Raw genomic sequence first — 25,234 nt, 5'->3', positions numbered from 1 at the left:
CTAGAAACGGAATTTAACATTGAAACCATAGTTTCTAACAGCAGGGTAAGCACCACTTTGGTAGCCACCAGCACCGTTGGAAAGCCCTGAACCAAGTCCATCTTCAGGATCGGAGTACTTCATGTTCTTATGTAGGATGAGCAGGTTACGACCAATTAACGAAACATCGATAGATTTGAAAGCCTGAAGTCTGTTTACCAATGCCTGAGGCAGGGTGTAAGACAGGGCCAGCTCTCTAAGTTTTACGTAACTACCATCGTATACATACATGGCTCTTGGCGCATTGGACGAATAACCGAAAGCCGAATGGGTATTTCCATCGTAGTTTTCAGCTCTTACGGTATTGACTGTACCATCGGCCTGAACCCCTGGCCATAGCACACCACCACCATTAGCTACTAGATCACGCTTGTCATTTCCAAGTTCGTTCAAGCCTGCAGTTTCAGGGTACATACCGGTTCCTTCTCCATACCACTGGTCAAGAGAGAATAGATCTCCACCCTTACGGATGTCTAACAGGAAGCTTAGAGCCACATTCTTGTATCTAAAATTATTAGAAACACCACCTATCCAATCTGGATTTGGATTTCCGATGATTTCGTTAGCAGTAGCAGAAGCCTGATAGATACCATTAGCCTTTACGATTTTTTCGCCGGTTCCTTCATGGTACACGAAATTAGTTCCTCTAAGTACACCAAAGGGCTCGCCTTCGGCTGCATTGAGGCTAACACTTGCCTGAAGAGATGCAATAACGACATTCTTAACACGATTTTCACCCGTACCATAAAGGCTGATTACCTTGTTGCGGTTGCGCGAGAAATTCACGTTCATGGTCCATGAGAAGTCTTCTGTTTTCACAGGAGTAACATAAGCGGAGATTTCTACACCCTTATTTTCAACTTCTCCTGAATTTACATAACGGAAGGCGTAACCAGTTGCTGTGGAAATCGATACCGGCAAGATTTGATCCAAAGTGCTTGATTTGTAGTACGTCAGGTTTAAACCAAGACGATCGTTCAAATAGGCTGTCTCCAGACTAAATTCCAGGTTTTTAGTACGCTCCGACTTTAAGTTGCTATTATTTTTGGTGTTGGGCAATGAGAAATATGGAATAGAGCCAATTGCAGTTGGCTTATCATATACGTCATAAACACTTCCCCAGGGAGCATCATTACCTACCTCAGCATAGTTTACGCTAAACTTCCCAAGTGTCAACCAATTGTTTTGTAATCCACTCAATTCTGAGAATACAAAGTTGGCACCAACAGATGGGTAGAAGTAAGTATTATTGGACGTAGGTAGCGTTGTAGACTTGTCCTGACGGGCTGTAAGTTCTAAGTTAGCAAGACTCTTGTATCCGAAAGATGCCTGGGCATAAACACCGTCAACTCCAATACGGCGGTAGATCTCTGTTGGAGGCTCTACTGGATTCAAAGAGTTTGAAAGAGAGAAAAGATCAGGAACTACCAAACCTTGGTTGGTGGCCGCACGAATCGAGGTCTCTTTTGAGCGACGCATGCTGCTTCCTAAAAGACCATTAAAGTTAAAGTCGTTGGCGAAACTCTTACGGAAGTTAAAATAAAGGTCTAAGTTAGTTTCGTTGAACGAACGGTTGAAGCGAGAATATTCCATGGGATCAGCAGAGCTAGAGGCGATTCTCTCTTCCTGCATATCGTTGGTACCATTATAGGCGAAACGACCGGTGAAATCTACCCAGGAGGCGATTTTATAGTTCAACTGAGTATAACCAAAGAAGTTATCCCGTGAGTCGTTGGAGTAGTTCTTATACCGTGAGTAATAAGGGTTTTCCGAATAGATTGGACCATTTTCAGCAAAAGGCTTGGTAGGGCTACCCCAGTTCCAGGTAACATTCTGCTCGTTACGGAAATAGGCCTCCTTTTGTTCAAGGATATCAACATTAGTCTGGAACCATTGTCTGAATTGTTGGTTCGGATTTTTCCCCTGATAACCTGTACCATAACGACCTAGACCCTTCACCTGAGAGTAGTTGGCGCTAGCCGACACTTTCAATTTCTGAGTCAAATCGTAAGATGCTGAGAAGTTTAATAGGTTCTTACCTAGCTTACTGTTGGGAAGAACACCTTTCTCATCGTTTCTGGTGTAACCCAGTTTGAAAGTTGAGTTTTCTCCACCGCCGGTGATGCTGATGCTCTGATTAGAGTTAATTCCTGTTTCATAGAAACTAGCAGGGCCATTTTTTGCCGCTACCCAAGGAGTCATCTTACCGAAGTTAGGGGAGAATGGGTCGATAGCATCCCATTGATACACCATTACACTGGGGTCAAATTTAGCTCCGAAGGATGCATCCGCATCGAATAATGCGATATTACCCGTTCCTGAACCTAGGTCGCCTGTATAAAATCTGCTTGGTTGAGGCGCTCCAGTTGGGGTAATGGCACCATCGTAGCCGGCTCCATACTGGTCCTGATACTTAACGAAGGTGTTTTTGTTGATGGTACCCCAGGTAACACCCGTATTTACGGTTACGTCCAGACTGTTCTTTCTGCCTTGCTTGGTAGTGATCATAATGACACCATTGGCAGCTCTTGAACCATAAAGGGCCGTTGCCGCAGCTCCTTTCAGAACGTTAACGGAGGCGATGTTGTCGGGGTTAATATCCGACGCCGCATTTCCATAATCCGTTCCTGCACGTCCTCTTTGCTGATCTGTTGTGTTTGTGTTGGCATTGGAAACGGGTACACCATCGATCACATACAAGGCCTGATTATTACCAGTGATGGATTTGTATCCCCGGATAATAGTGCTTGTAGAGCCTCCCATTGTATTGGCAGTTTTGATGTCCAGACCGGCTACTTTTCCGGAAAGGGCATTCATGACATTGCCTCCGCGCGCCTGTGTCATTTGCTCAGCGGTAACTTGCTGGGCTGCATAAACGAGCTCATTTCGCTTACGCTCTTGCCCTAGGGCGGTTACTACAACTTCCTGAAGCTGACTGACATCACTTTTAAGTTCAATATTGATAATTGATTGTGATCCTACAATAACTTCTTTGCTTTCGAATCCGATAAAACTGAAAATAAGTGCAGATCCCTGATTTGCAGTAATTGCGTATTCTCCTTGTGCATTGGTGGTGGTACCTCGAGTAGTACCTTTCAAAGAAATGTTCACTCCTGGTAGAATGGAGCCATCTGTGGCCGTAACCTTTCCGGTTACTGCACGTTCCTGGGCAAATACCTGCGCTGAAAAGAGCAACAGGACCCCCAGTAATGTTAATAGAGTCTTCCTCATACGTAAATTAAAATGTTAGGTTTGTTATGATAACATAATATTGCAAAATTAATTATTGTTTTGACCATTACAATTTGTTCTTTGAAAAATTTCGAAATAAACTACGGTTTTAGTGCTTAGATTGGAAAATATTCTATCAGATTTTGCCCATTTTTTGTGATTTTCGAAAAAATCCAGCTTTTACGAAATTCATAATTCCACTTGGAGAATTTAACTATATTGTAAATAAATGAAGGATTTGTTAACTTATTCGTAGCATTGTAGGCTAAACGTAATTGAATGAACTAATTAGAATATAAGCAATTGTTCTATCTAGGTAACTGCTAATTTATAATAGTTTTAAATTGAATAATTTCAGTTGACAAAACACCACTGAATTTTTTTGAAAAATTTTAATAATATAACGAATTGGACTATTCTGGGTCGAGTTAGGCTCTAGCCCATGATTTGTGCCCAGGGGCTTACCAGGGGATTAGTAATTTTTTTTCGCCTATGCCCTGGGAGATTTTGAAGTGTGAATTATAAATGTGCTTCTAGCAATTCTTAAAAAGTAAAGTCAATTCAGAATTTCGTCAGTCTACATTTGCAAACCTTTTAAAAGTACAGACCCGTACATAGGGCTCTGTACTTTTTTTATGTTTCTAGCCCTGATAATGACCGGAACTGAATAATATTTTATACGAAGTTGCTCCGTCTGACCACCAAAGCTCTTGAGATGGCCGTGAGTTGATGACGACCTCTGGGATAGCTGAAAAATATTGAACAGTGAAATTGTATAATGGTCTATTCCATTTTACCTAATAAGAGTTAAGTCTTCGAAAATGGAGTACTGATGTGGATTGGGTTTGATTGTTCATTTCGAGCAGCTAACGTTCGGCATCGAGCCCCCTATCTAAAGATTCCTGTAGCACCTGATAATGCTCGCTAATTTTTTGGGTTGCAACAATGTTGCATTGTTTAAGTTTTAAACATTATATTTGCATCATTGTTGCATTTAACTATTATTTTATGAAAATGAATTTTTCGAAATGGTCTTTAGTCTACACCGCTGCACTAGGACTTGGACTTGGAGCTTGTCAGAACGAAGACAAAGTAGATCCCGAGATCCCTTCGGCAGAGTATCAGTATGTACGTGTATTGATTAGCGATGAAGTGAGTAATGATCTTACCTTAATTAACCCCTCGAATGGTGAGACGGCCATTTTTACTTCTAAATTCCCCAAGGCTGCAATGTATGGAACCGATGCTGGACGATATGCCGCTTTGGTACATACCCAGAATAATTATGTTGAGTTTTTTGATTCGGGGCTCGAGAATCACGGAGACCATATGGATACCAAAGGTACAGCCAAGTTTGCAGCATTAACCGGAGAGTCGGCCAAGCCAACGCATTTTAAAAGCAAGGGTAACGAAGTTATTACCTTCAATGACGGAGACGGGAGTATGAGTGTGGCCGATGAGGCCGATTTTCATGTGGTAGGGGCCAAAATGAGTAAGTTAGAAACAGGAAATTCTGCACATCATGGAGCTATGGCACCTTTTGACAACGGGACTTATGCCGTTACAGAAAAGGATGGCAGCGTTACGGGGACTCTTCCAGAGCGGGTTAAAATTATTGATAAGAATGGATCTGTCCGTTATAGCTCCACCTTGGCTACCGGTGGGATTCACGGGAATGCCGGTAATGGCGAGTATGCAGTGTTTGGTTCGAGTAGTGGCATTCTGGTGGTGCACCAGCAAGGGGAGCAAAAACTAATTGCCTATCCGCAGCAATTTGGTACACAATGGTTGGGAACGATCATGTATGCTAAAAAAGTAAAACGCTTTCTAGGGTACAGCGCGGCGTTAGGCTTATTTGACATTGATATAGAAAGCAATAAAATTAACACAATCTTAGAGTCGAAGGAGATCGTGCAGGCAAAGGTCGATTATTCAGGATCGAGTTTGGTTGTGCTCCAATATGATGGTTCAATAAAAGTTATAGATTTAAACACAAATACCGTGGCAATGAGCGGAAGCCCTCTTACGACTATTGATAAAGAGCAGACTCAAAAACCCCAGCTGGAAGCCACGGCTCGTTATATTTATATAACTCAACCTCAATCGGGGGAGTTATGGCAGGTCGATCGCAAAGACTTGAAGGTCGTGAAAAAACATAAAGTTACCGCTACTCCTTATCGGTTGGCGCTCCTTGGTGGAGAAACGGATGCTGGACATTAGTTCGACTACAGTGCCTATCCCAATTTCTCTTTACTGAGTCTAGAAGTGATGCCGACAGCTTTTGCTGTCGGTTTTTTTAATGATAAATTTTGTATGTTAGAAGAATCCGACCCGTCGAACGGCGTTTTTTACGCCCAGGGATTTTATATTGAAAAGCCAATGCGCCATCACTATCGAATACAGAATGAATATCGGAATTACTGATGAAAATTACGATTTTTGTGAAGGATCATTGACTTGGAATAGAAACCTAGATTATTCATTTCCGAATAGCTATATATTGCCATTATACTTTTTTAATGAATCTTTTACTTTCCATCGTGTTCGGAATGGTTAATAGCATTAACCCGAATCATAAGCTGGAAGACAAACTTCCCTTGATTATTGATAAATAAACGGCATTATAATCTGCAAACTTTGGAGAATCTCTATGGAGTCAAAACGGAACAGTGACATGTGGTAGTCCTATTTCTTCAATCAATCAAAGATATTCAGTGAAATTCGGAATCCGCCTATGGTCTTAGAACCTGAGGAAATGCCTACTACTTTTATTAGTTGGAGAGCATAGGCGCATGGAGGTTAATGGTAGCATGTTCAAACTTTATTTATCTGTACACGGCTGCCTTCTCGCCAGCCTTGCTATCCGATTATTTCCACGGAGTACGGCAACATGGATCAATACTGTATTCTCCCTGAAAATCGTGTAAGCACATCAGGGGTAAGATAGGGGGTAAACACCAAAATTTCTTGAATAATAATCGTTCATATGGCGAACTCAGGAAGCTTGAATCACGTTCCTAAAAATTGTTAGATCATTATTGCCCATATTTTGAAGAAGCGCATTCAAAAACACGTACGAACGGCTCGTTATATATTTTACAAAGAGACATTAATAGATTTTAAAGATCATTTTTGGACTTTTTTTGGCTCATTTACAGGGATTGCACTCATAGGCTTCTTTCATGCCGATTATTTGTCAGAAGTTGATAATGTCTTCCTGATCGGTTCGTTTGGGGCCACTGCTGTATTATTATATGGCCTGGTGAATAGTCCTTTGGCTCAGCCTCGCAATCTCATAGGAGGGCATGTACTTAGTGCTATAGTGGGGGTCACGATTCACTATTTGTTTCCGGGGCAACTATGGGTGGCCAGCGCCTTGGCCGTTTCTTGTTCGATCGTCGTGATGCAGATTACCAAAACGATGCATCCGCCCGGAGGGGCTACGGCATTGATAGCCAATATAGGGTCAGAAAAAATTATGGCCATGGGTTATTGGTATGTCCTAAGTCCGGTACTTACCGGGGTGCTCATCTTGCTAATTGTCGCTATTCTGGTGAATAACAGGGCGGCTCACCGTCAATATCCCGCCAATAAATATTGGTATAAATTCTGGCGTAGAAGATATCGCTAGACCACTTCCTTGCTATATTTTAGTATCCTGATTAGGCCACTTTGCCAAATTAGTTTTTAAGATAAATTAAAAACTCAATAAAAAGTGTAGATATTCAGTAAGCGGTACAGAACATCATTGCATGATTTGTTAAATTGCGGCGCCGTGGATACACCCAGGGTAAGAGTTTGGCGTAGGTTTGTTGAGTTTTATCAGTAGATAAGCCCACTTGACTCTTTATTTTTAGTAGATACTGTGGGACGTTTATGGGTATTAAGCGACCAAATCACTATGCATATTCCTTGTCAATAGGAGAGGGAGCAGTTAATATAAAAAGGATGAGTCACCGTAAGATTACCAGAATTAAAGATATAGCCGAGAAAGCCGGAACCTCAAAAGGAACAGTTGACAGGGTGCTTCACAACCGGGGGCGAGTGGCCGAGGAAGTGAAAGAGAGAGTACTGAAAATAATTAAGGAACTCGAATACGAACCCAATTTAGTGGCCCGAACACTAAAGTCTCAGAAAACATACAACTTTGCCGCCTTGATCCCGGCAGATTCCTACGACCCCTATTGGTCTTCTCCCAAAGATGGGGTAAGTAAAGCGGGAAAGGAGCTTCGACCTTATGGTGTGCAAATAAATTTTTACAAATTCAATCCTCACGATGTCAACTCCTTTATACAAAGAGCCAAGGAGGTGACCAAAGATCAACCCGAGGGGATTCTAATAGCACCCGTTTTTCACAAGGAAGGTTTACCATTTTTTGAAAAGTGGAAAGCAGAAGGCATTCCCTTTGTTTTGATCAATACCCAAATCGAAGATGTAAGCCCTTTAAGCTATATAGGTCAGGATTCATACCGAAGCGGTTATTTGGCTGGGAAGTTGGTTAGCTATGGGTTGTCGGAAAATAGTCGATCGGTTTTATTAGCGCATATCAATGAGGATATCCCCAATTCCGTGCACCTCCAGGATAAGGAGCTGGGATTTACCACTTTCTTTAAGGAAGATCACTTAGGGGCTCCACATCAGGTTATTCGCACAGAAATAAATGCTTCGGGCTCTACAGAGCTGTATGCACATATGGATCGGCTTCTGGAGCAAAATCCTGACATCGGTGCAATATATGTCACTAATTCAAAGGCTTATGAGCTAGCGGACTATCTGGTAGAGCGGAAGAGGACCAGCATTAAGCTGATCGGTTACGATCTTTTGGAGAAAAACATCCGTCATATGAAAATGGATGTAATCCAGTTTCTTATTAACCAGAACCCCCACGGACAGGGCTATTGGGGGATTCAGCAGTTATCTAACCATCTTATTTTCAAAAAGAAAATTCAACCGATCCGATTTTTACCACTGGATATTATCACCAAGGAAAATCTGGATTATTATTTGGATCCTATGTAGCAAAGTATAGGCCTTGGAGGAGAGAATATTTTGTAGACAAAAAGAGGAGCCCCAGGGCTCCTCTTTTAAAATGAACTAAACTGATCATACATTTCCTTAAGTTTGGGCTCCGTTTCTTTGGCGCGTATATCTTTCCTTAAGGCCGTGACACCCGAAATGTCGGTCAGTAGACCCAGGGCCTGGTAAGCACCAAACCGGACGAAGTAGGCTGGATTATTTCTTGCCAGACTCTCCAAGACGGGAATGCTACGACGCTGCACGTCGGCCTTAGATTTGATAAGATATTTTCCAAAAACCTGTAGAAAATTATATTTCTCCGTAGGTTTCATTCTTTTCATTTTTTCTAAAAACCATTCGTAGCGCTCCGGTTGAGCTTGTCCAGCATAGTAATTCCCGACCGAGGTAACGACAGCGTCATTGGGAGAGCTTTCAAACTGCAGGGCAATTTGCTCAGCATCATCCGGACGGTTTAGTAAATATTTATCTAAAGCTATTGATACTACCTGATAAGAAGTATCGGCCAAGGCTTCCTTGAAAATCTTATCACTATTATTGTCGCCGTAGGTAGCTAAGGTGATTATTGCTTCCGCACGCACCTGTGGATGGGCGTCTTCCCGAGCCCGCATTTGAATCGTTTTTTCTATGGCTGCGAAATTTTCTCCCGCATATTCCGCAAAATTGGCAATAGCCATCTGTCTTATTTTCCAGAATGGGTCATTCATCGCCTTAATGAGCACGTTTCGTACCGTACTATCGGCAAGTTGGCCTTCCAATTGTGCTATGGCCAGATACTTTGGCAAAAAACGTTCAGCATTATTATATTGAAATTTCATTTCCTGTCGATCCTTGCCGTGTTCTATGGATGCGAGCAGGCTGGATTCGGGATCGAAAAGGACGAGGTTAGGTTTTTCCGTAGCGGGAAAAGTAAAGGTTTGTTTGGCTTGGTCGATTACAATCTGGTGGCGTGTTTTTTTTCCTCCCACCCATATATCTACGGGCACGGGCAGACGGTATACCGTGGAAGCCAAAGTGTCTTGCTGTTGTTGGATGGTTAGTTTGAGTTGCTTGTCGGCAAGTGAATACTCTTGTTTAATATCCAAAATCGGGTGGCCTGGTCTAAAGAACCATTGGTCGAAAAACCAGTTTAGATCCTGACCCGTAATTTTTTCAAATGAAATTCTTAATTGAGCAATCTCAGCCTTACCAAGGGCATTATTTTTCAGATAATCTCTTAGAGAAGCAAAAAAGGCGTCGTCACCTACCTGGCGTCTTAGCATATGCAAGATTCTTCCTCCCTTGGCATAGGAATGACTATCAAACATGTCATCGTTATTCTTGTAGAAGTACCGAATCAAAGGTACCTTTTTAGTCTCCGACTCAGCCAGGTATTGTTTGGTTTCTTGTAGATTCACCCAGTCGGCTTCGTCCAGTCCGTCTTTATACTCCGCCCAGAGATATTCAGCATAGTTAGCAAATGCCTCGTTAAGTGGGAGTTGTCCCCATTCTTCAGCCGTAACATAGTCGCCAAACCAGTGGTGGGCAAGCTCATGAGCTATTACAGCGTCGGAGTTTCCATCTACAAGTGACCGGGTATCGTTTTGTACGCTTTCTTCATGAACAGTGGCGGTGGTATTTTCCATCGCACCGGCTACAAAATCCCGGACGGCAATTTGCGCATATTTTTCCCAGGGAAAGGCCACGCCAAATATATTAGAGAAGAAGGCGATCATGGCTGGAGTTCTACCGAATATGGCGTGAGCATCATCGGCATATTTTGGCTCCACATAATAGCTCAGCTCCATGCCATTCGGCATATAATCTTTCGCCACTGCGAAATCGCCCACGGCAATCATCGCCAGGTAAGGAGCATGTGGTATCGATTGTCGCCAATGGTCAGTGCGCATACCCTCTTTTTCCTGCTCAGAGTGAATGAGTAACCCATTGGAGAGAGTTTTGAAATTATCCTCCACGGTGAGCAGTATGTCGTGGGTGAATTTCTGGTTAGGAGCGTCTATGGTTGGAAACCAGCACGAATTGGCCTCTGTTTCCCCCTGGGTCCATACTTGCCGGGGTTTTCCTTCGTCCATACCATCTGCATTGATGAAGTAAAGTCCTTTGTCGGTGGGGTGATCTCCCGGTTGGTCCCTAGAAAGTTCATTGGGCTTAGCCACATAGTCTATCCTGATAGCCAGGGTGTCTTTGCGCGTATAACTGGCGCCTAACTGAATGGTAAGCTTTCTGTTGTCGTATTGGTAGCTTAACTTTTTTGTCTTTCTCTTGTCCAGTTCCTTTTTACTTAAATCACCCAGATTGCTGCGGTCTTCTAGTAGGACTACAGACTTAATATCAAATCCTTTTGCATCCAGTTCCAGAATATTTTGTGGGTAGAAATGAGGTCGAAATGCCAGTACGGCCGATCCTGGAACCCGCTGCCGTTGCCAATCAAGCTGTAAGTCGAGCCGGGTATAAATAAGTTGGTGCGGCATAGGACGCTCAGGCCGATAGGGTCCGGCAGGGCTGACCATGCCCGCGACTTTCCTAAAAGTGCTGTCGGGTATAGCTGAGGCAGAACCCATCAGGGGGGCTACTGCCAGCCATATGAAATTAAAGAATAGTGCTAAACGATTGTCGAATTTAAAAATGTTCAGGGTCATGTTCGCCACTCGATTGGGTATTTGGATAAAATTATTCAATGCTATACAAATTTGAATTTATGCCTGTCGCGATATTTCCGTGGACAGTGATGCTCTTTTTGCCGGTATATATGAGACCAACAGTGTGATCAGAACGATGATGCTAGCCGATACCAATATATCCTTGGCAATTAATTTAACTGGATAAGCGTCGACCAGCGAGGAAACCATTCCCATAGAAACCAAGCCGAAGCGCTGTTGAGCAAGGCAAAGCGCCACTCCAGCGATAATGCCTACCGTCGCACCGCTAAAAGCGACAATGGCTCCTTCAAAAAGGAATATCCTTCTGACCATACGCTGTGTAGCCCCTAAGGCATAGAGCATGGCGATATCCTTTTTCTTCTCAATAGCCAACATGCTCAGAGAAAAGAAAATATTGATGCCAGCAACCAGAATAATAAAAGAGAGGGTAATGGTAACAAAAAGCTTTTCGATCCCAATAGCGCGTAGCAGATCGGCATTCATTGCGTCTCTATCCCGCACCAGGAAGGTTTCTCCCAGTTGCTTACTCAATGCCCGGCTCACCGCTTCTGCATCTGATCCCGGCACAAGTTGTATCTCCAGGGCGGTACGCTCCTGCTGGTACTGGAGCAGATTCTCCGCAATTTCCAGAGGGACAATTACATAGTCGTCATAACGTGTTTCTATAAAAAATACGGCTCCGGGCCGAACGTGAATCTCCCTAAAGGCATCCGTTGCGGTGGGGTTGATGGTACTTCCGCCCGTTTTTGGGTACCAAAGTTCCAATGGGATGATGATATCCTGCAGTGATATAGAAAGCGCACTACGAACCCCCTCAGATATAATGGCAAAAGGGGTTCCCTGATTACCATAAAGACGGAGCTTGCCCTCAATCAGTGCGCTGTCGAGTTGGTTCCGCTGAATATAACTACTATCTACTCCTTTAAGACGGACGATGCTTTGTTGGTCGCCATAACGTGCCAGAGCATTATCTTGAATTACCTGAGTCACTAGGTGCACCCCTTGCACAGACTTAACCTTAGTCATCAGGGAATCGCTAATGGTAAATCTTTTCCCTTTCTGCGGCGTAACGGTGATATCTGCGTCGAAGGTTTTAAAAATACTACGATTCAGTTCCTCCATACCGTTAAACACCGAGAGTACCACCACCAAGGCCATAGTACCCACGGCCACGCCAACCATGGCAATCCGCGCAATTAAACTAATAAAGCTCCGTTTATGTCGGGATATGAAGTACCGATATGCAATGCGGAATGGAAGGTTCATCGGGGAATATGCCTTTTATGACTGGGTAGAATCCTGATCTTCGTCTTCTTCAGGGGGAGCAGGTGGGATCACCAGATCGGAAAATAGCTGATCCATTTTCGAGGCATATTCTGCCGTATCGTCCAGATAAAACTGTAAATGGGGGACAATCCGTAGTTGATGGCGAACCCGATCGCCTAATTTCTGTCTCAGAAATTTCGTGTTCTGCTGAATATTTTTTAGAATTTCTGCTTTATTCTTGTCGGGAAGAAAGCTCAAATAGGCACGTGCAATTCCCAAGTCGGGTGTCACCCGCACTGCCGTAATGGTAATAAATGAGCCAGAAGAAAGGTGTGGAGCATCTTTCTGAAAAATCTCACCTAAGTCTTTTTGTATCTGTCTTCCTACCTTTTGTTGTCTTTTCGATTCCATCTGATGCGTTTCAATTTTATAACTTTTCCAGAGCGGTAGCTCAAATGGGGTTATATTTAAAATAACTGCAAATATCCATACTTATTTTGTTTTTGTGGGGCTTGAAATCGTAATTTCGTGAAAGTTATTCATTTCGGACTCATAACGCCCGCGTCTTTTGCTTAGTTTTTTTAGAGTTAACGCCCGCTATCAATCTGTCAGTCTGGTTGTATTTTTCCTGCTTTTGCGACTTCCTTTATTACTCGGTGACGCTCCTTTGCTGGTTCCCGAACTGAGTTGGATGTTGGTAGGAGAGCAGATGGGGCATGGTTTTATGCTTTACCGGGACGTGTGGGATAATATCAGTCCGCTTTCGGGCATGGTCTACTGGCTCATCGATACCCTATTCGGAAGGGGGCAGTGGGCTTATCAGCTTGCCGCCTTGCTGATCTCGATTATCCAACTCTTATATTTTAATTACCTGATTCGTTCCAAGGATATACTGACGGTCAGGTCCTTTATTCCTGGGGCTGTGTATGCCATATTTCTGAATATATCTTTCGATCTGGGCACTCTCTCTCCCATGCTCATGGCCAATACGTTTCTCTTATTTGCCTTTGGAACGCTGGTGCAGATATTATTACGACGGGAAGTAAATGTCCAGGTTTTCGAAGTGGGACTATATATCGGCATCGCTACCTTATTTTACCTGCCTGCTTGTGTATTTATGATCTGGGGTTTTTTAGTCTTCCTTTTTTATACGGGCGCTAACTTTCGTCATCATTTATTAGGTTTCTTCGGCGGAGCTTTCCCCTTACTTATGGTAGTCCTCTATTTTTATATGACCGATAGTCTGGAAGCTTTGAATCGAAATTTGCTAACCTCCGTCTTTCAGGTAAAACAATATAATCTAAATGATTTCTTTACCCTCTTCGCTTCTATATTTTTACCCTTTCTATTTGGGATTCTCGGTTTTTTGAGGATTTCTACTTCCATGCGTTTTGTCAATTTTCAAACCCGCGTACAACAGTCCTTCGCCTTATGGTTTTTAACTGCCCTGGCTACTGTCCCTCTCATGCAGTATCTGGCACCCATGCAGTTTGTGATTTTTATACCACCTCTGGCATTTTTTGCCAGCTATTATTTCCAAAGCTTTAAGAAGAGAAATTATGTTGATGAACTACTGTTTATGTCCATGGGAGCAGTCATCGTGCTCATTCAGCTGCAAGGAATGCTAGGAGTGATACCGGGCTTATCCCTGGGGCGCCTCGAGAATCTACAGACTAAAGAGGCTATATTGCCAGCCGAAATTCAACGACAGAAGATCCTGGTACTAGGCCCTCATGAAGGGGAGTACCTCAAAAATTATTCGGCCACCCCTTATTTAAATTGGGATTTAGCCAGCCCATACTTAAGTAACCTGGACGATTTCGAAAACGTCATTCAGGTTTATGATCACTTTCAAAAGGATCCTCCCGATTATGTTATTGACAAATCAGGAATTATGCCGAAGCTGCTGGAGCGTGTTCCGGCACTCAAAGAACAGTTTCAATTGAGTGCCTGGAAGGGAATCTATAAGAAAGACTCTACCGCTCAGTAGCCCTTTAGCAAGAAATTTTCTCTACCCGCTTTTGATGTCTTCCTCCTTCGAATGAAGTCTCCAAAAACAGACCAAGACTCTCCAGTGCCGTTTCCAGTCCAATAAACCGAACAGGGAAACAGATCACATTGGCGTCATTATGCTGGCGTGAAAGGGCAGCAATTTCAGGGTCCCATACCAGGGAAGCCCGGATGCCTTGGTGTTTGTTGGCAGTAATACATACACCCTGGCCGCTTCCACAGAGTAATATGCCCTTTTCATATTCGCCCGTTTCCACTGCAGCGGCCACAGGGTGGGCGAAATCTGCGTAGTCGGCCGAATCGGCACTGTAAGTCCCATAATCATTCACCTGATAACCCTTGGACGTAAGCCAGTTTATGATAGGTTCCTTATATGGAAATCCGGCATGGTCGGACCCAATTGCAATTTTTCTCATTTCTTTTTTGTTAATTGTAGCTGTCTTACCGTTTTTGTATATTGGATAATATCCTTGGATATTAGGCCCAATTATTCAAATACAAAGGTAATATCAATTCGGAAACAAACTGAAAAACATAAAATTATGAATGAAGAATTAAATCATACTAATGAAGAAGACGCCACGGATTTGTCTTTGATGAATCCGGCCGTCAAAGAAGATGAAATACGCATAAAGGAGGCATTTGCAGATCGAAATTGGAGTGAAATCAAAAGCGCAGATTCATGGGTAATTTTCAAGGTGATGTCAGAATTTGTTGCAGGCTTCGATCGTTTAGCCAAAATAGGCCCTTGCGTGTCCATCTTTGGGTCTGCACGAACCCTGCCAGACAATCCCCATTATAAAATGGCCGAAGAAATTGCCGCCAAATTGGTTCGTCATGGGTATGGAGTCATTACAGGTGGTGGACCAGGAATTATGGAGGCTGGAAACAAAGGAGCCTTCGAACAGGGTGGAAAGTCAGTGGGTTTAAACATTAAATTACCATTTGAGCAGCAAAGTAATATCTATATTGATGTAGATAAGAATATCAATTTCGATTTTTTCTTTGTAAGAAAGGTGATGTTTGTGAAATATTCCCAGGGGTTTATCGTCATGCCGGGAGGGTTTGGCACGCTCGATGAGCTTTTTGAGGCGATGACTCTGATTCAAACCAAGAAAATTGGCCGTTTTCCTATCGTTCTGGTAGGGACTAGCTACTGGTCGGGATTGTTGGACTGGATTAAACAGGTAATGCTTGTAGAAAAGAATATCAGTCCGGAGGATATGAAGCTCATAAACCTGGTTGATACCCCCGACGAAGTGGTGAAGGTTATCGATGATTTTTATTCGAAATATCTTTTAAAACCCAATTTTTAACACATGATTCGAATGTGACCTGAAGTTTAACCTGACCATCTTCCTCAACTTTGTACATGAATATTGTTGAAATTGCTCACTTGACAGCCCTGGCAGGCCGGCGGATCATGGAAATTTATGATGATAAAGCGCTGGCTAACCAAGTTGCCTGGAAGGCCGACGCTTCACCCCTTACTCTGGCCGATAGGGTCGCCCATGGAGTACTGACGGAAGGGCTCTTGAAATTACATCCACATATTCCCGTTCTATCGGAAGAGGGGAGGGATATTCCCTTTTCAGAAAGAAAGGGTTGGCAGCGTTATTGGTGCGTGGACCCGCTCGACGGAACCAGGGAGTTCGTTAATAGAAATGGTGAGTTCACCGTCAACGTAGCCCTTATAGAGGATGGTTATCCTCAGTTGGGGGTGATTCATGTGCCCGTTACTCAAACAACTTATCTGGCAAGCGCCGAATATGGGGCTTGGAAATGGTTGGAAGGGGAAGTCCCCCAAAAACTTCAGGTAAGGTCTTTGCCCACGGGTTGGACGGCCCTGTGCAGCCGATCTCATGCACTGCCCGAAGAGGAGGTTTTTTTGAGAGGGTATCCGGTTGTTGATCGGAAAACAGTAGGAAGTGCGGTAAAATTTGGCCTCATTGCTGAGGGAAAGGCTCAGATATATTATCGGCAGGGACCCACCATGGAGTGGGATACCGCCGCAGGTCATGCCATAATTAATTATAGCGGTGGCAGTCTGACTCGCCCTGATGGTCGGTCCTTTCTTTATAACAAAGAAAGTCTGCAAAATGAAAGCTTTTTATGTTTGGCGACTCCAGAAAACAATGGCCTATCTCCTTATTAACCTATGAATAGATGGGTACTCATTCGTAAATTTCTTTTCCCACTGCTATACCTGGCGGTACTTACCTTGTTGGGGACCATCGGATATGTTTTGATCGATGGCTATAGCTGGATCGATTCCTTATTTATGACTGTAATTACGGTTAGCACCGTTGGTTATGGAGAGGTTCAGGAGCTGAGTCCGGCGGGGCGACTGTTTACTATCGTGCTCATCATTACCAGCATTGGATTAGTAGCTTACTACCTTACTTTCGTAACCCGACTCATTGCCGATGGGGAGTGGACCAAAGAGTATAGACGATATAAACAGTTTAAAAGTCTGATGAGAATGGAAGATCATGTAGTTGTATGTGGTTTTGGCCGGAATGGCCGGGAATCCAGTGCCGTGTTAAGGAACAGTGACATACCATTTGTGGTGATTGAAAAAGTACCCGGTATTGCTCCTTTCCCGGGCGATATTATGATCCATGGGGATGCTACTCGTGATGAGGTGCTGCTGGAAGCGGGCATCCTGAAAGCCAAAGCCTTAATAGTATCACTTCCAGAAGATTCCGCTAACTTATTTGTTGTGCTCACGGCCCGGCAGCTAAACCCAGAGTTACTGATTATCAGCAGGGCATCCTATGATCAAAGTGTTAGTAAGCTGAAAATTGCGGGTGCAAATAATGTCATTATGCCCGATAAGATCAGCGGTGCTCATATGGCTACCCTGGTACTTATTCCCGATGTTCAGGAATTCATTACCTTGATGAGTACGCAGCATAACGAGAATTTTCAGATTACCGAAATTCCAATAGCTTTGTCCACCCAGCTCAAGGAACTGAATTTATGGCAGGCAACGGGTTGCACCATTTTGGGAATCAAACAGAAGGAAGGCAGCTATTTGCGAAATCCCGGTCCGGAATACTGTACTGCTTCGGGCGAAAGTATGATTGTAATGGGAACTAAAATTCAGCTTGACGAAGCGAAGAAATTGCTTAACTCCCAAGCCTGACTCGTTTATTCAAATGAGATATAAGGTAGGATTTTCTCCAGGCTGGTAGTATCCAGCACTTTTATTTTCATAAGGTCTTCTGCCGAGTGGTAGGGACCATGTTGATTGCGGTAATTTACGATTACAGAGGCAAGTTTCTTATTCCTTAAATAAGGATGGGACGTGAGGCGTTCGACTGTCGCCGTGTTGATGGAGATTTTCTGGGTGGGTGATGTAATATCTGTATGGCGGCTCAACTCTTGTAAGGTAAGCGAATCCAGTCCATAGATTTCGGAGTACTGCTTCTTACTATAAAACCCACCGAGAGCGTCTCTGAATTTGAGGATTCGCTGGGCAAGCTTGTTTCCTATGCCCTTGAGCGGTAGCAATTGACTACTGTCTGCAGAATTTATGTCGAAATGCCCTATCGATTTGCTACTGCTGAAGCTATTGATGCTGCTCTTGGGTGGGTCTGCATTTGAGCTTTTTTCTTTATTATTATCAGCTCGCTCATTTTTGACTTCTGGAGTGAGTATAATATAGGGTTCTAACTCCTCGAATAAAGCTGAAGGGAAGTCGTAAATTTGTAATAAGTCTGTTTTGCGTCTGAATTTCCCACCTTTTTGTCTGTAGTTATCAATCCGCTTCGCAAGGAAACCAGGAATGCCCAGGTCTTCAAAATCCGTTATGGACGCCAAATTAGGATTGAAAGTGAAACGTCGAATGGGACGGCGATGGGGCGATTGGGGGAAGGTCCCGTCAACCTTCTGATCAGCTTTATCGGCTTTGTTTAGTTCGTCTTCAATTCTTGAGGCCAGGCTATCCAGTCTTTCCGGCTCCAGAGTCGGATCATCAATGGGTAACAGGGGTAGTAGAAAACGGTTGAACAGTATCGGGGTAATTGCCAGGAGAATCATCACAAAAATCGTATAAACCGTGGCCCTGGCCTGTTTAGGAGTGAGGCCAAAAAAATCCTTTAGCTCGTTGATGATCCCTCTGAACATGGCCTGATATTTAAATAAAACGGAATAAAATTCAGCGGTCGGGGAGGGACAGGCACGCTACTTGACGACTACAGCAACATTAATTTACAAAAAAACAGTACATCTTCCACCTTTGCCATCAAATTTCCTAATTTTGCCCGTTCCCCAGCGAGGGGATCAAATTGCGAAGTAATTTTTTAATAGATATAAACGAATATAATGGATCAGGCACCTGCTACTTCCCTACAAGATATTGTGGGGCATGCTAAAGAATATGGTTTTGTGTTTCCTTCTTCGGAAATCTACGACGGCCTTCAGGCAGTATACGATTATGGCCAGAATGGCGTAGAGCTGAAAAATAACCTGAAGGCTGCCTGGTGGAAGGCGATGACCCAATTACATGATAACATCGTTGGGATCGATGCGGCCATCTTTATGCATCCCCTTACCTGGAAGGCTTCGGGCCATGTCGATGGCTTCAGCGACCCTATGATTGACAATAAGGATTCCAAAAAGCGATATCGCGCCGATCAGCTTCTGGAAGCTAAAGCAGAAGAACTTGCCGCAGCAGGAGAAGAAGAGAAGGCTCAGTCACTCCTGACCGAAATGGGACGGTTGCTAAGTGCAGAGGATCTTGCTGGGGTTCGCGAGCTTATTATATCTCAGGATATCAAGTGTGCGGTGTCGGGGACGCTAAACTGGACAGAAGTTCGCCAATTCAACCTGATGTTTAGCACCCAGGTAGGATCAGTTGCCGAAGATTCATCAACCATTTATCTCCGCCCCGAAACGGCACAGGGGATATTTGTAAACTTTTTAAATGTTCAAAAAAGTGGTAGAATGAAGGTCCCATTTGGGATTGCTCAGATTGGCAAGGCCTTCAGGAATGAAATAGTAGCCCGGCAGTTTACCTTCCGTATGCGCGAGTTTGAGCAAATGGAAATGCAATTTTTCGTACGCCCTGGTACCGAAATGACCTGGTATAATGCCTGGAAAGAGGCTCGGATGAAATTTCATATAGCTCTGGGCCTTCCGGCCGAAAGTTTGAAATTTCATGACCACGATAAATTGGCGCATTATGCCAATGCTGCAGTGGATATAGAATATAAATTCCCCTTCGGCTTTCGTGAAATGGAAGGGATACATTCCCGGACCGACTTCGATCTACGCAATCACCAGGAGTTAAGTCGTAAAAAGCAACAATATTTTGATGCCGAGTTAGATGAGAATGGAAAGCCGTATGGAAATTATATTCCTTATGTAGTAGAAACTTCTGTGGGGGCTGACCGCTTATTCTTAGCAACTTTTTGCAATGCCTATACGGTAGAGAAGGTAGGTGAAGGTGATCAAGCTAAGCAGCGCACCTATTTAAAGCTTCATCCAGCCTTGGCACCTTTTAAAGCGGCTGTGCTTCCATTGGTGAAAAAGGATGGATTGGCCGAAAAGGCTCAGGAGGTTGCTGCTTCCTTGAAGTCATCTTTCAGGACGACATATGACGATGGTGCCGCAATTGGCAAGCGCTATACCCGTCAGGATTTGATTGGAACACCTTACTGTATTGTGATTGATTACCAAACGATGGAAGATAATACTGTCACCATTCGCCATCGTGACAGTATGGAGCAGGAGCGAATCGCTATTTCTGACCTTAAAACCAAAATAGGCCATGAGGTAGCTATGGAGCGCATTCTGGAGGTGATTTGATCAAGGAAAAGGAACCAGGAGCAGCCTCTTTTGCCATGACAAAAGAGGCTGTTTTTCTTATCCGGGGCTATCTTACATAGGATGTTCATTTGCAGAAATATTCCTAATGTTCTCAGAAAATATACATAGGATTCAAGCGTTGCTAATAAAACTTAATCCGCACAAAGCATGAATAAATCACCTCTGAACGCCCTAATCCTCGGGCTGTCCATCATAGTTACCGCCCTTATTCTATCAAATGCCTTTAAGAATCGGAATAAATCAGGTAATACCATTAATGTAACAGGGCTAGGTACCAAGGATTTTGTTTCAGATCTGATTGTCTGGAGCGGCTCGTTTAGTAAAAAAAGCGTGGATCTGAAAAGTGCCTATGCGATGGTAGATCAGGATCGTGAGCATATCCGGAAGTACCTAATTTCGAAAGGGATTCAAAATGATCAGATCATATTCTCTGCCGTTCAGATAGCCAAAGAGTTTGATGAGGTATATGGAGATAACGGGGTGAAAATACGATCCACATTCACGGGGTATCACTTAAGCCAGAATGTACAAATTGAATCGCATGAAGTGGATAAGGTAGAGAGTATTTCTCGGCAAGTGAGTGAGCTTATCAACAGTGGCGTAGAATTCTATTCCAACAGTCCCGAATATTACTATACTAAACTTAAGGAATTGAAGATTGAGATGATAGCTGAGGCCACTAAGGACGCCAATATGCGTGCCAAAAAAATTGCTCAAAACTCAGATAGTGAGGTAGGCGACCTTAAAAAGGCGGATATGGGTGTATTCCAAATCGTAGCTCAAAACTCTTCAGAAGAGTTTTCCTGGGGCGGGTCTTTCAATACTTCCTCCAAGCGAAAGACTGCGAATATTACAGTAAGACTCGAGTATGAAACGGAATAATACTTAGGAATTTAAGAGGGAAAAGATAAATTCAGCCAAAATAAAAGGCCTCACCGAAGTGAGGCCTTTTATGTATTACATTTATATTAAGTTACGATTATGCAAGCTTAACATTAACGGCGTTCATGCCTTTACGGCCTTCCTGAAGGTCAAAAGTAACCTCGTCGTTTTCGCGAACTTCGTCAACCAGTCCTGAGATGTGTACAAAATAATCCTGACCTGATTCTGTGTCTTTAATGAACCCGTATCCTTTAGAGTCATTGAAGAATTTTACTGTTCCTTGATTCATATTATCAATTAAATTATAAATTTGAACAAATGTACTCATATTTGTAATTAACTACAAATAATTTTCAATTTTCCGCTAAGCATTATTTTTATAACGGTTTATACTGTTCAAATAATGTTGGCTATCCGCAGCGTTCACGCTTTTGGTTTCGGTCAAATGTAGCTACCTTTGCGTTTTAGACAGCATTTTCATGACAGAACAGATATTAATACTTGATTTCGGATCGCAGTATACCCAGTTGATTGCCCGCCGTGTCCGTGAGCTTAATGTATATTGTGAAATTCACCCCTACAATAATTTTCCTGAACTTACTCCAAATATCAAGGGCGTAATACTTTCCGGAAGTCCCTGTTCGGTACGTGATCAGGATTCTCCCCGGGTCGATCTGACCGGAATCCGCGGACAGGTACCTGTGCTGGGAATCTGCTATGGAGCCCAGATGATGGCCGATATGAGTGGTGGACAGGTGAAGGCCTCAGAGCACCGGGAATATGGCCGCGCTAAGTTGGATATTGCCGATCATGACTCGTCATTATTAGTAGGCCTGTCCTCGTCTTCGCATGTATGGATGTCTCACGGCGATACCATTGTGCAGGCACCTAATAATTTTCATGTGATTGCTTCTACAGAGTCTGTGCGTGTAGCCGCCTATAAAATTGAGGATGAGCTTACCTATGGTATTCAATTTCATCCGGAAGTGACTCATTCTTCCGAAGGGAAGCAGTTGATGCATAACTTCGTGGTAGGAATTTGTGGATGTGCACAGGACTGGACTTCTGAGTCTTTTGCCGAGCAGACCATAGCCGAGCTTAAAATGGAGCTGGGTAATGACCGGGTGGTGATGGCACTTTCTGGAGGTGTCGATTCCTCTGTAGCTGCCGTACTCGTACATCAGGCTATAGGCAAGAACCTATTCTGTATTTTCGTGGATAATGGATTACTACGCAAGGATGAATATGAGCAGGTTCTACATTCTTACGAGAATATGGGGCTCAATATTAAAGGAGTAGACGCCAAAGATCTATTTTATAAGGAACTAGCAGGCTTATCGGACCCGGAAGCCAAGAGAAAGGCAATTGGAAAGGCATTTATAGATATTTTCGACCAAGAAGCACATTTAATAGAAGATGTAAAGTGGCTGGGTCAGGGGACAATTTACCCCGATGTGATCGAGTCCGTATCCGTAAAAGGTCCTTCTGCCACGATCAAATCTCACCATAATGTGGGAGGCCTACCCGACTTTATGAAATTGAAAGTAGTGGAGCCGCTTAAAACATTATTCAAAGATGAGGTGAGAGCAGTTGGACGCACTTTAGGTATCTCCGAAAATATTTTAGGTCGTCATCCATTCCCTGGCCCTGGCTTGGCCATCAGGATATTGGGTGATGTTACCGCCGAGAAGGTACATATCTTGCAGCAGGTGGATGCCATTTTTATTGGCGGTCTTCGTAAATGGGATTTGTATAAGGAAGTTTGGCAGGCAGGAGTCATGTTATTACCGGTTCAGAGCGTTGGTGTAATGGGTGATGAGCGAACCTACGAAAATGTAGTGGCTCTAAGAGCCGTTACGTCTGTAGATGGAATGACAGCTGACTGGGCGCATCTACCCTACGACTTTCTAGCTGAAGTCTCTAATGATATTATTAATAAGGTAAAGGGCGTAAACCGGGTGGTATATGATATCTCCTCGAAACCACCTGCTACCATTGAATGGGAATAATAATTGATTCTGATTTAAAGAATAAAATTAAGGCAATAATATAGGAAAAGGCGGGTATATCCCGCCTTTTCCTATATAGTGCTGTGTATAATTCCCGGTCTCTTTCTAAGACCTTCCGAAGCCTTTGCTGATCAGACTTAGTACAAAAAGTACTATAAATACAAAGAATAAAATTTTGGCTATACCAGCCGCTCCTGCTGCTATTCCTCCGAAACCTAATATACCAGCTATAATCGCTACTACTAAAAAAGTGATGGTCCATTTTAACATAATTGACAAAGGTTAAAGTTTAACATAGAGTTTGGCTATAACAGATACCAAAGTTGTGCCACAAGCAGAGTATTCTGTAAAAGAATTACTTGTAATGACCATTTTTTTTATGAAGAGTTGAATGATGGGTATACTTTATTCTTTTTGTTTAAGCGCTGATAAACAGTGTTTTATATATTGTTCCGGTAAGGGTCTGTTTTTGCATTTCTGATCGAAAGACCTTATTCTGTAGATTCTTCCTTCATAATTCTTTCTCTATGTTTTTCGCCCCATTTTCGCAACACTTCTATAACTGGTTCCAGGGTATGACCATAATCGGTGAGGGTATATTCCACAACTACAGGAATAGAGTCGTATACCGTTCGCTTAACTAACTCGTTCATTTCCAGGTCTCTCAATTCCTTAGATAGCATCTTGTCTGTTATTTTAGGTATTTCCCGCCCAATCTGCGAAAACCGCTTGTTGCCAAACATTAAAGAAATGATTATGGGAAGCTTCCACTTTCCGTTGAGTACCGCCAATGCGTCGTGTACTGGGAACATATGCTTGGAGCAGGTGCTGAAATTCCTTTCTTCTGTTTTCATAATTATGCTACTTTCTTTTAAACTAATACTATCCAATGGTATAGTACTTACAAAGATATAGTAATTTTTCTGCTGCTAATCATTAGAGAAGGTTTATGAAAGAAATGGTTATGTAAAACCGATATCGCCATTTCCTGAAAAGGATGACCCTCGGGTGAAGACCCTCGGGTGAAATCCCTCGGGTGAGAACCCTACAGTTACGGGAGCGCGTTATAGAAAATACGTTAACGTTTCTATCTAACCAGGTATGTATCGTACCCTAAATGATTTCAGTGATGACCCTGATGGCTTACTCGTCTTGGATTTCGAATATATGCAAGTGTTCTAATTGTTCTTCCTTCCTGAAATTAGAGCATTTGATGATAAAGTATACATGCTCGTTGACTTCGATCTCCGCAGTGATGTTGTCGCTGATGTCTACAATAAGTTTGTAAAAAATATCCGCCTTACTGTTTTACGGCCTTCCCGATCGTATACCAGCCATCTTTATGTGTAACTCTTATCGGGTAAATAGCAGCGGATAGATTGCCCATTCAAACCCTTCGCTTGGTTTATTGTCAGAACTGTATACCACTTTGCCTGCATTATTGATTAACTGAACCTTTCCGGCGGTAGCGCCCTTTATTTTTAGCATGTCTTTAACCGGGTCAGGATAAAAGGTGATCTGAGCATCAAATTACACGCTTTGTATCCGACTGAATGAGAATGAGCCATCTCGGTCGATCATTTTTAGCCGGTACAGGTTATCTCCATCCATCGGGCTTTTATCTGGGAATGAGTAGGAAGAGTTGAATTTCTTATCCTCGTTAGCTGTTACATTCCCGATATTGATTCATTTATTTCCATCTTGGCTACGCTCGATGACGAAACCGTCCGAGTTGAGTTGGTTTCGGATGACCTTTGACAGTTTAATAACGCAATGGATCCTTCAGCTTCTCCGGATACTTTGGTAGCGGTGAGGCTGATCAGAGTTATGGGAAGTGGGGCATTTTGTTTTCTTTAAATGCGATTTCCAGCATCAGCATGAGTGAAAACTATTTGAGCCAGTAAAGTTTGGCACGAAAAAATTAAGACAATAAGACTGTAATATTTATTCCTAATTGTAGAAGTAGGTATCCTTTTCATATCTTTTATTTTTAAAAACTGTATAAGAGGCTATGTTACCAAAATAAGTGTTAAATGAATTATGATATATTATACCAGGAGGGTTAATTGGAGAGACCCTTCTTATACTATTACCTACGTTTGGTGCACCAACTCCGCGAAAAAAGTCAATCATTTGATGTTCTCGATCTGTAATTGCAAGACGACCCGCTATTCCTACTGCGGACCTGTCAAGAATTGGGTTGCGATATCCTAGAAGTTAAAAACACTGTTTATTTATAGAAAGATAGGGTCTGTCAAAATAGAATTG

The 25,234-nt window shown here is 43.1% G+C and carries 20 protein-coding genes; 10 read left to right on the top strand and 10 right to left on the bottom strand.

What is annotated here, in order from left to right; all coding sequences use genetic code 11:
* Positions 1–3,270, bottom strand: a complete 3,270-nt coding sequence (locus X939_RS0113795; protein ID WP_025763868.1) for a SusC/RagA family TonB-linked outer membrane protein — start codon at positions 3,268–3,270, stop codon at positions 1–3.
* Between the two features lie 1,008 nt (positions 3,271–4,278).
* Between X939_RS0113795 and X939_RS0113790 the strand changes: the two genes are divergently transcribed.
* The 3 genes from X939_RS0113790 to X939_RS0113780 all read left to right on the top strand — a co-directional run bounded on the left by X939_RS0113790 (position 4,279) and on the right by X939_RS0113780 (position 8,289).
* Positions 4,279–5,490 (top strand): hypothetical protein, encoded by a 1,212-nt coding sequence (locus X939_RS0113790; protein WP_025763867.1) that lies wholly within the window; start codon positions 4,279–4,281, stop codon positions 5,488–5,490.
* Positions 5,491–6,319: 829 nt separating this feature from the next.
* Positions 6,320–6,901 carry an HPP family protein gene (locus tag X939_RS0113785; protein WP_025763866.1) on the top strand — a complete coding sequence of 194 codons (582 nt, stop codon included), beginning with the start codon at positions 6,320–6,322 and terminating at the stop codon, positions 6,899–6,901.
* A 317-nt stretch (positions 6,902–7,218) separates the two neighbouring features.
* Positions 7,219–8,289, top strand: coding sequence for a LacI family DNA-binding transcriptional regulator (locus tag X939_RS0113780; RefSeq protein ID WP_044199546.1), 1,071 nt, complete (start codon positions 7,219–7,221; stop codon positions 8,287–8,289).
* 65 nt (positions 8,290–8,354) lie between these two features.
* On the opposite strand, the gene X939_RS0113775 is transcribed toward X939_RS0113780, so the two are convergent.
* Genes X939_RS0113775 through rbfA form a run of 3 tightly spaced genes read right to left on the bottom strand, consistent with a single transcriptional unit; the run spans position 8,355 to position 12,641 of the window.
* Entirely contained in the window at positions 8,355–10,943 is a 2,589-nt protein-coding gene (locus X939_RS0113775; protein ID WP_025763864.1) for a M1 family metallopeptidase, read from the bottom strand.
* 57 nt (positions 10,944–11,000) lie between these two features.
* A complete protein-coding gene (locus X939_RS0113770) occupies positions 11,001–12,230 on the bottom strand; it encodes an FtsX-like permease family protein (protein WP_025763862.1) in 1,230 nt (409 codons plus the stop codon).
* Between the two features lie 15 nt (positions 12,231–12,245).
* Positions 12,246–12,641 (bottom strand): 30S ribosome-binding factor RbfA, encoded by a 396-nt coding sequence (gene rbfA / locus X939_RS0113765; protein WP_025763861.1) that lies wholly within the window; start codon positions 12,639–12,641, stop codon positions 12,246–12,248.
* A gap of 157 nt (positions 12,642–12,798) precedes the next feature.
* Here rbfA and X939_RS0113760 point away from each other — a divergent pair, with 157 nt between their 5' ends.
* Positions 12,799–14,220 (top strand): hypothetical protein, encoded by a 1,422-nt coding sequence (locus X939_RS0113760; RefSeq protein WP_025763860.1) that lies wholly within the window; start codon positions 12,799–12,801, stop codon positions 14,218–14,220.
* Between the two features lie 4 nt (positions 14,221–14,224).
* Here the strand turns inward: X939_RS0113760 and rpiB are convergent, their stop codons facing one another.
* Positions 14,225–14,656 (bottom strand): ribose 5-phosphate isomerase B, encoded by a 432-nt coding sequence (gene rpiB / locus X939_RS0113755; protein WP_025763859.1) that lies wholly within the window; start codon positions 14,654–14,656, stop codon positions 14,225–14,227.
* Positions 14,657–14,836: 180 nt separating this feature from the next.
* On the opposite strand from rpiB, the gene X939_RS0113750 reads away from it, so the two are divergent.
* The 3 genes from X939_RS0113750 to X939_RS0113740 are packed head-to-tail and all read left to right on the top strand — an operon-like array spanning position 14,837 to position 17,388.
* A complete protein-coding gene (locus X939_RS0113750) occupies positions 14,837–15,556 on the top strand; it encodes an LOG family protein (RefSeq protein WP_229236064.1) in 720 nt (239 codons plus the stop codon).
* Between the two features lie 56 nt (positions 15,557–15,612).
* Positions 15,613–16,395 carry a 3'(2'),5'-bisphosphate nucleotidase CysQ gene (cysQ, locus tag X939_RS0113745; protein WP_044199416.1) on the top strand — a complete coding sequence of 261 codons (783 nt, stop codon included), beginning with the start codon at positions 15,613–15,615 and terminating at the stop codon, positions 16,393–16,395.
* A 3-nt stretch (positions 16,396–16,398) separates the two neighbouring features.
* Positions 16,399–17,388, top strand: a complete 990-nt coding sequence (locus X939_RS0113740) for a potassium channel family protein (RefSeq protein ID WP_025763855.1) — start codon at positions 16,399–16,401, stop codon at positions 17,386–17,388.
* Positions 17,389–17,393: 5 nt separating this feature from the next.
* Here the strand turns inward: X939_RS0113740 and X939_RS0113735 are convergent, their stop codons facing one another.
* Positions 17,394–18,371, bottom strand: a complete 978-nt coding sequence (locus X939_RS0113735) for a ComEA family DNA-binding protein (protein WP_025763854.1) — start codon at positions 18,369–18,371, stop codon at positions 17,394–17,396.
* Between the two features lie 198 nt (positions 18,372–18,569).
* Here X939_RS0113735 and X939_RS0113730 point away from each other — a divergent pair, with 198 nt between their 5' ends.
* The gene (locus X939_RS0113730) at positions 18,570–20,054 is read left to right on the top strand and encodes a glycine--tRNA ligase (RefSeq protein WP_025763853.1); all 1,485 of its coding nucleotides are present in this window, start codon (positions 18,570–18,572) and stop codon (positions 20,052–20,054) included.
* A gap of 168 nt (positions 20,055–20,222) precedes the next feature.
* On the top strand, positions 20,223–20,957 hold the full coding sequence (locus X939_RS0113725; protein ID WP_025763852.1) for an SIMPL domain-containing protein: 735 nt from the start codon (positions 20,223–20,225) through the stop codon (positions 20,955–20,957).
* A 97-nt stretch (positions 20,958–21,054) separates the two neighbouring features.
* Here X939_RS0113725 and X939_RS0113720 read toward each other — a convergent pair whose 3' ends face one another.
* The gene (locus X939_RS0113720) at positions 21,055–21,246 is read right to left on the bottom strand and encodes a cold-shock protein (protein ID WP_025763851.1); all 192 of its coding nucleotides are present in this window, start codon (positions 21,244–21,246) and stop codon (positions 21,055–21,057) included.
* A 190-nt stretch (positions 21,247–21,436) separates the two neighbouring features.
* Between X939_RS0113720 and guaA the strand changes: the two genes are divergently transcribed.
* Positions 21,437–22,966, top strand: coding sequence for a glutamine-hydrolyzing GMP synthase (guaA, locus tag X939_RS0113715; protein ID WP_025763850.1), 1,530 nt, complete (start codon positions 21,437–21,439; stop codon positions 22,964–22,966).
* 105 nt (positions 22,967–23,071) lie between these two features.
* Here guaA and X939_RS23340 read toward each other — a convergent pair whose 3' ends face one another.
* The 3 genes from X939_RS23340 to X939_RS24170 all read right to left on the bottom strand — a co-directional run bounded on the left by X939_RS23340 (position 23,072) and on the right by X939_RS24170 (position 24,484).
* Positions 23,072–23,236, bottom strand: a complete 165-nt coding sequence (locus tag X939_RS23340) for a DUF1328 domain-containing protein (RefSeq protein WP_025763849.1) — start codon at positions 23,234–23,236, stop codon at positions 23,072–23,074.
* Between the two features lie 221 nt (positions 23,237–23,457).
* On the bottom strand, positions 23,458–23,820 hold the full coding sequence (locus tag X939_RS0113705; RefSeq protein ID WP_025763848.1) for a winged helix-turn-helix transcriptional regulator: 363 nt from the start codon (positions 23,818–23,820) through the stop codon (positions 23,458–23,460).
* A gap of 499 nt (positions 23,821–24,319) precedes the next feature.
* Entirely contained in the window at positions 24,320–24,484 is a 165-nt protein-coding gene (locus tag X939_RS24170; RefSeq protein ID WP_510185983.1) for a T9SS type A sorting domain-containing protein, read from the bottom strand.
* Positions 24,485–25,234 lie beyond the last annotated feature (750 nt).

The sequence above is a fragment of the Dyadobacter tibetensis Y620-1 genome (assembly GCF_000566685.1).
GTDB lineage: Bacteria > Bacteroidota > Bacteroidia > Cytophagales > Spirosomataceae > Dyadobacter > Dyadobacter tibetensis.
The sequence above is the reverse complement of the archived record's forward strand: the minus strand, read 5'-3'. Positions and strand labels throughout refer to the sequence as shown.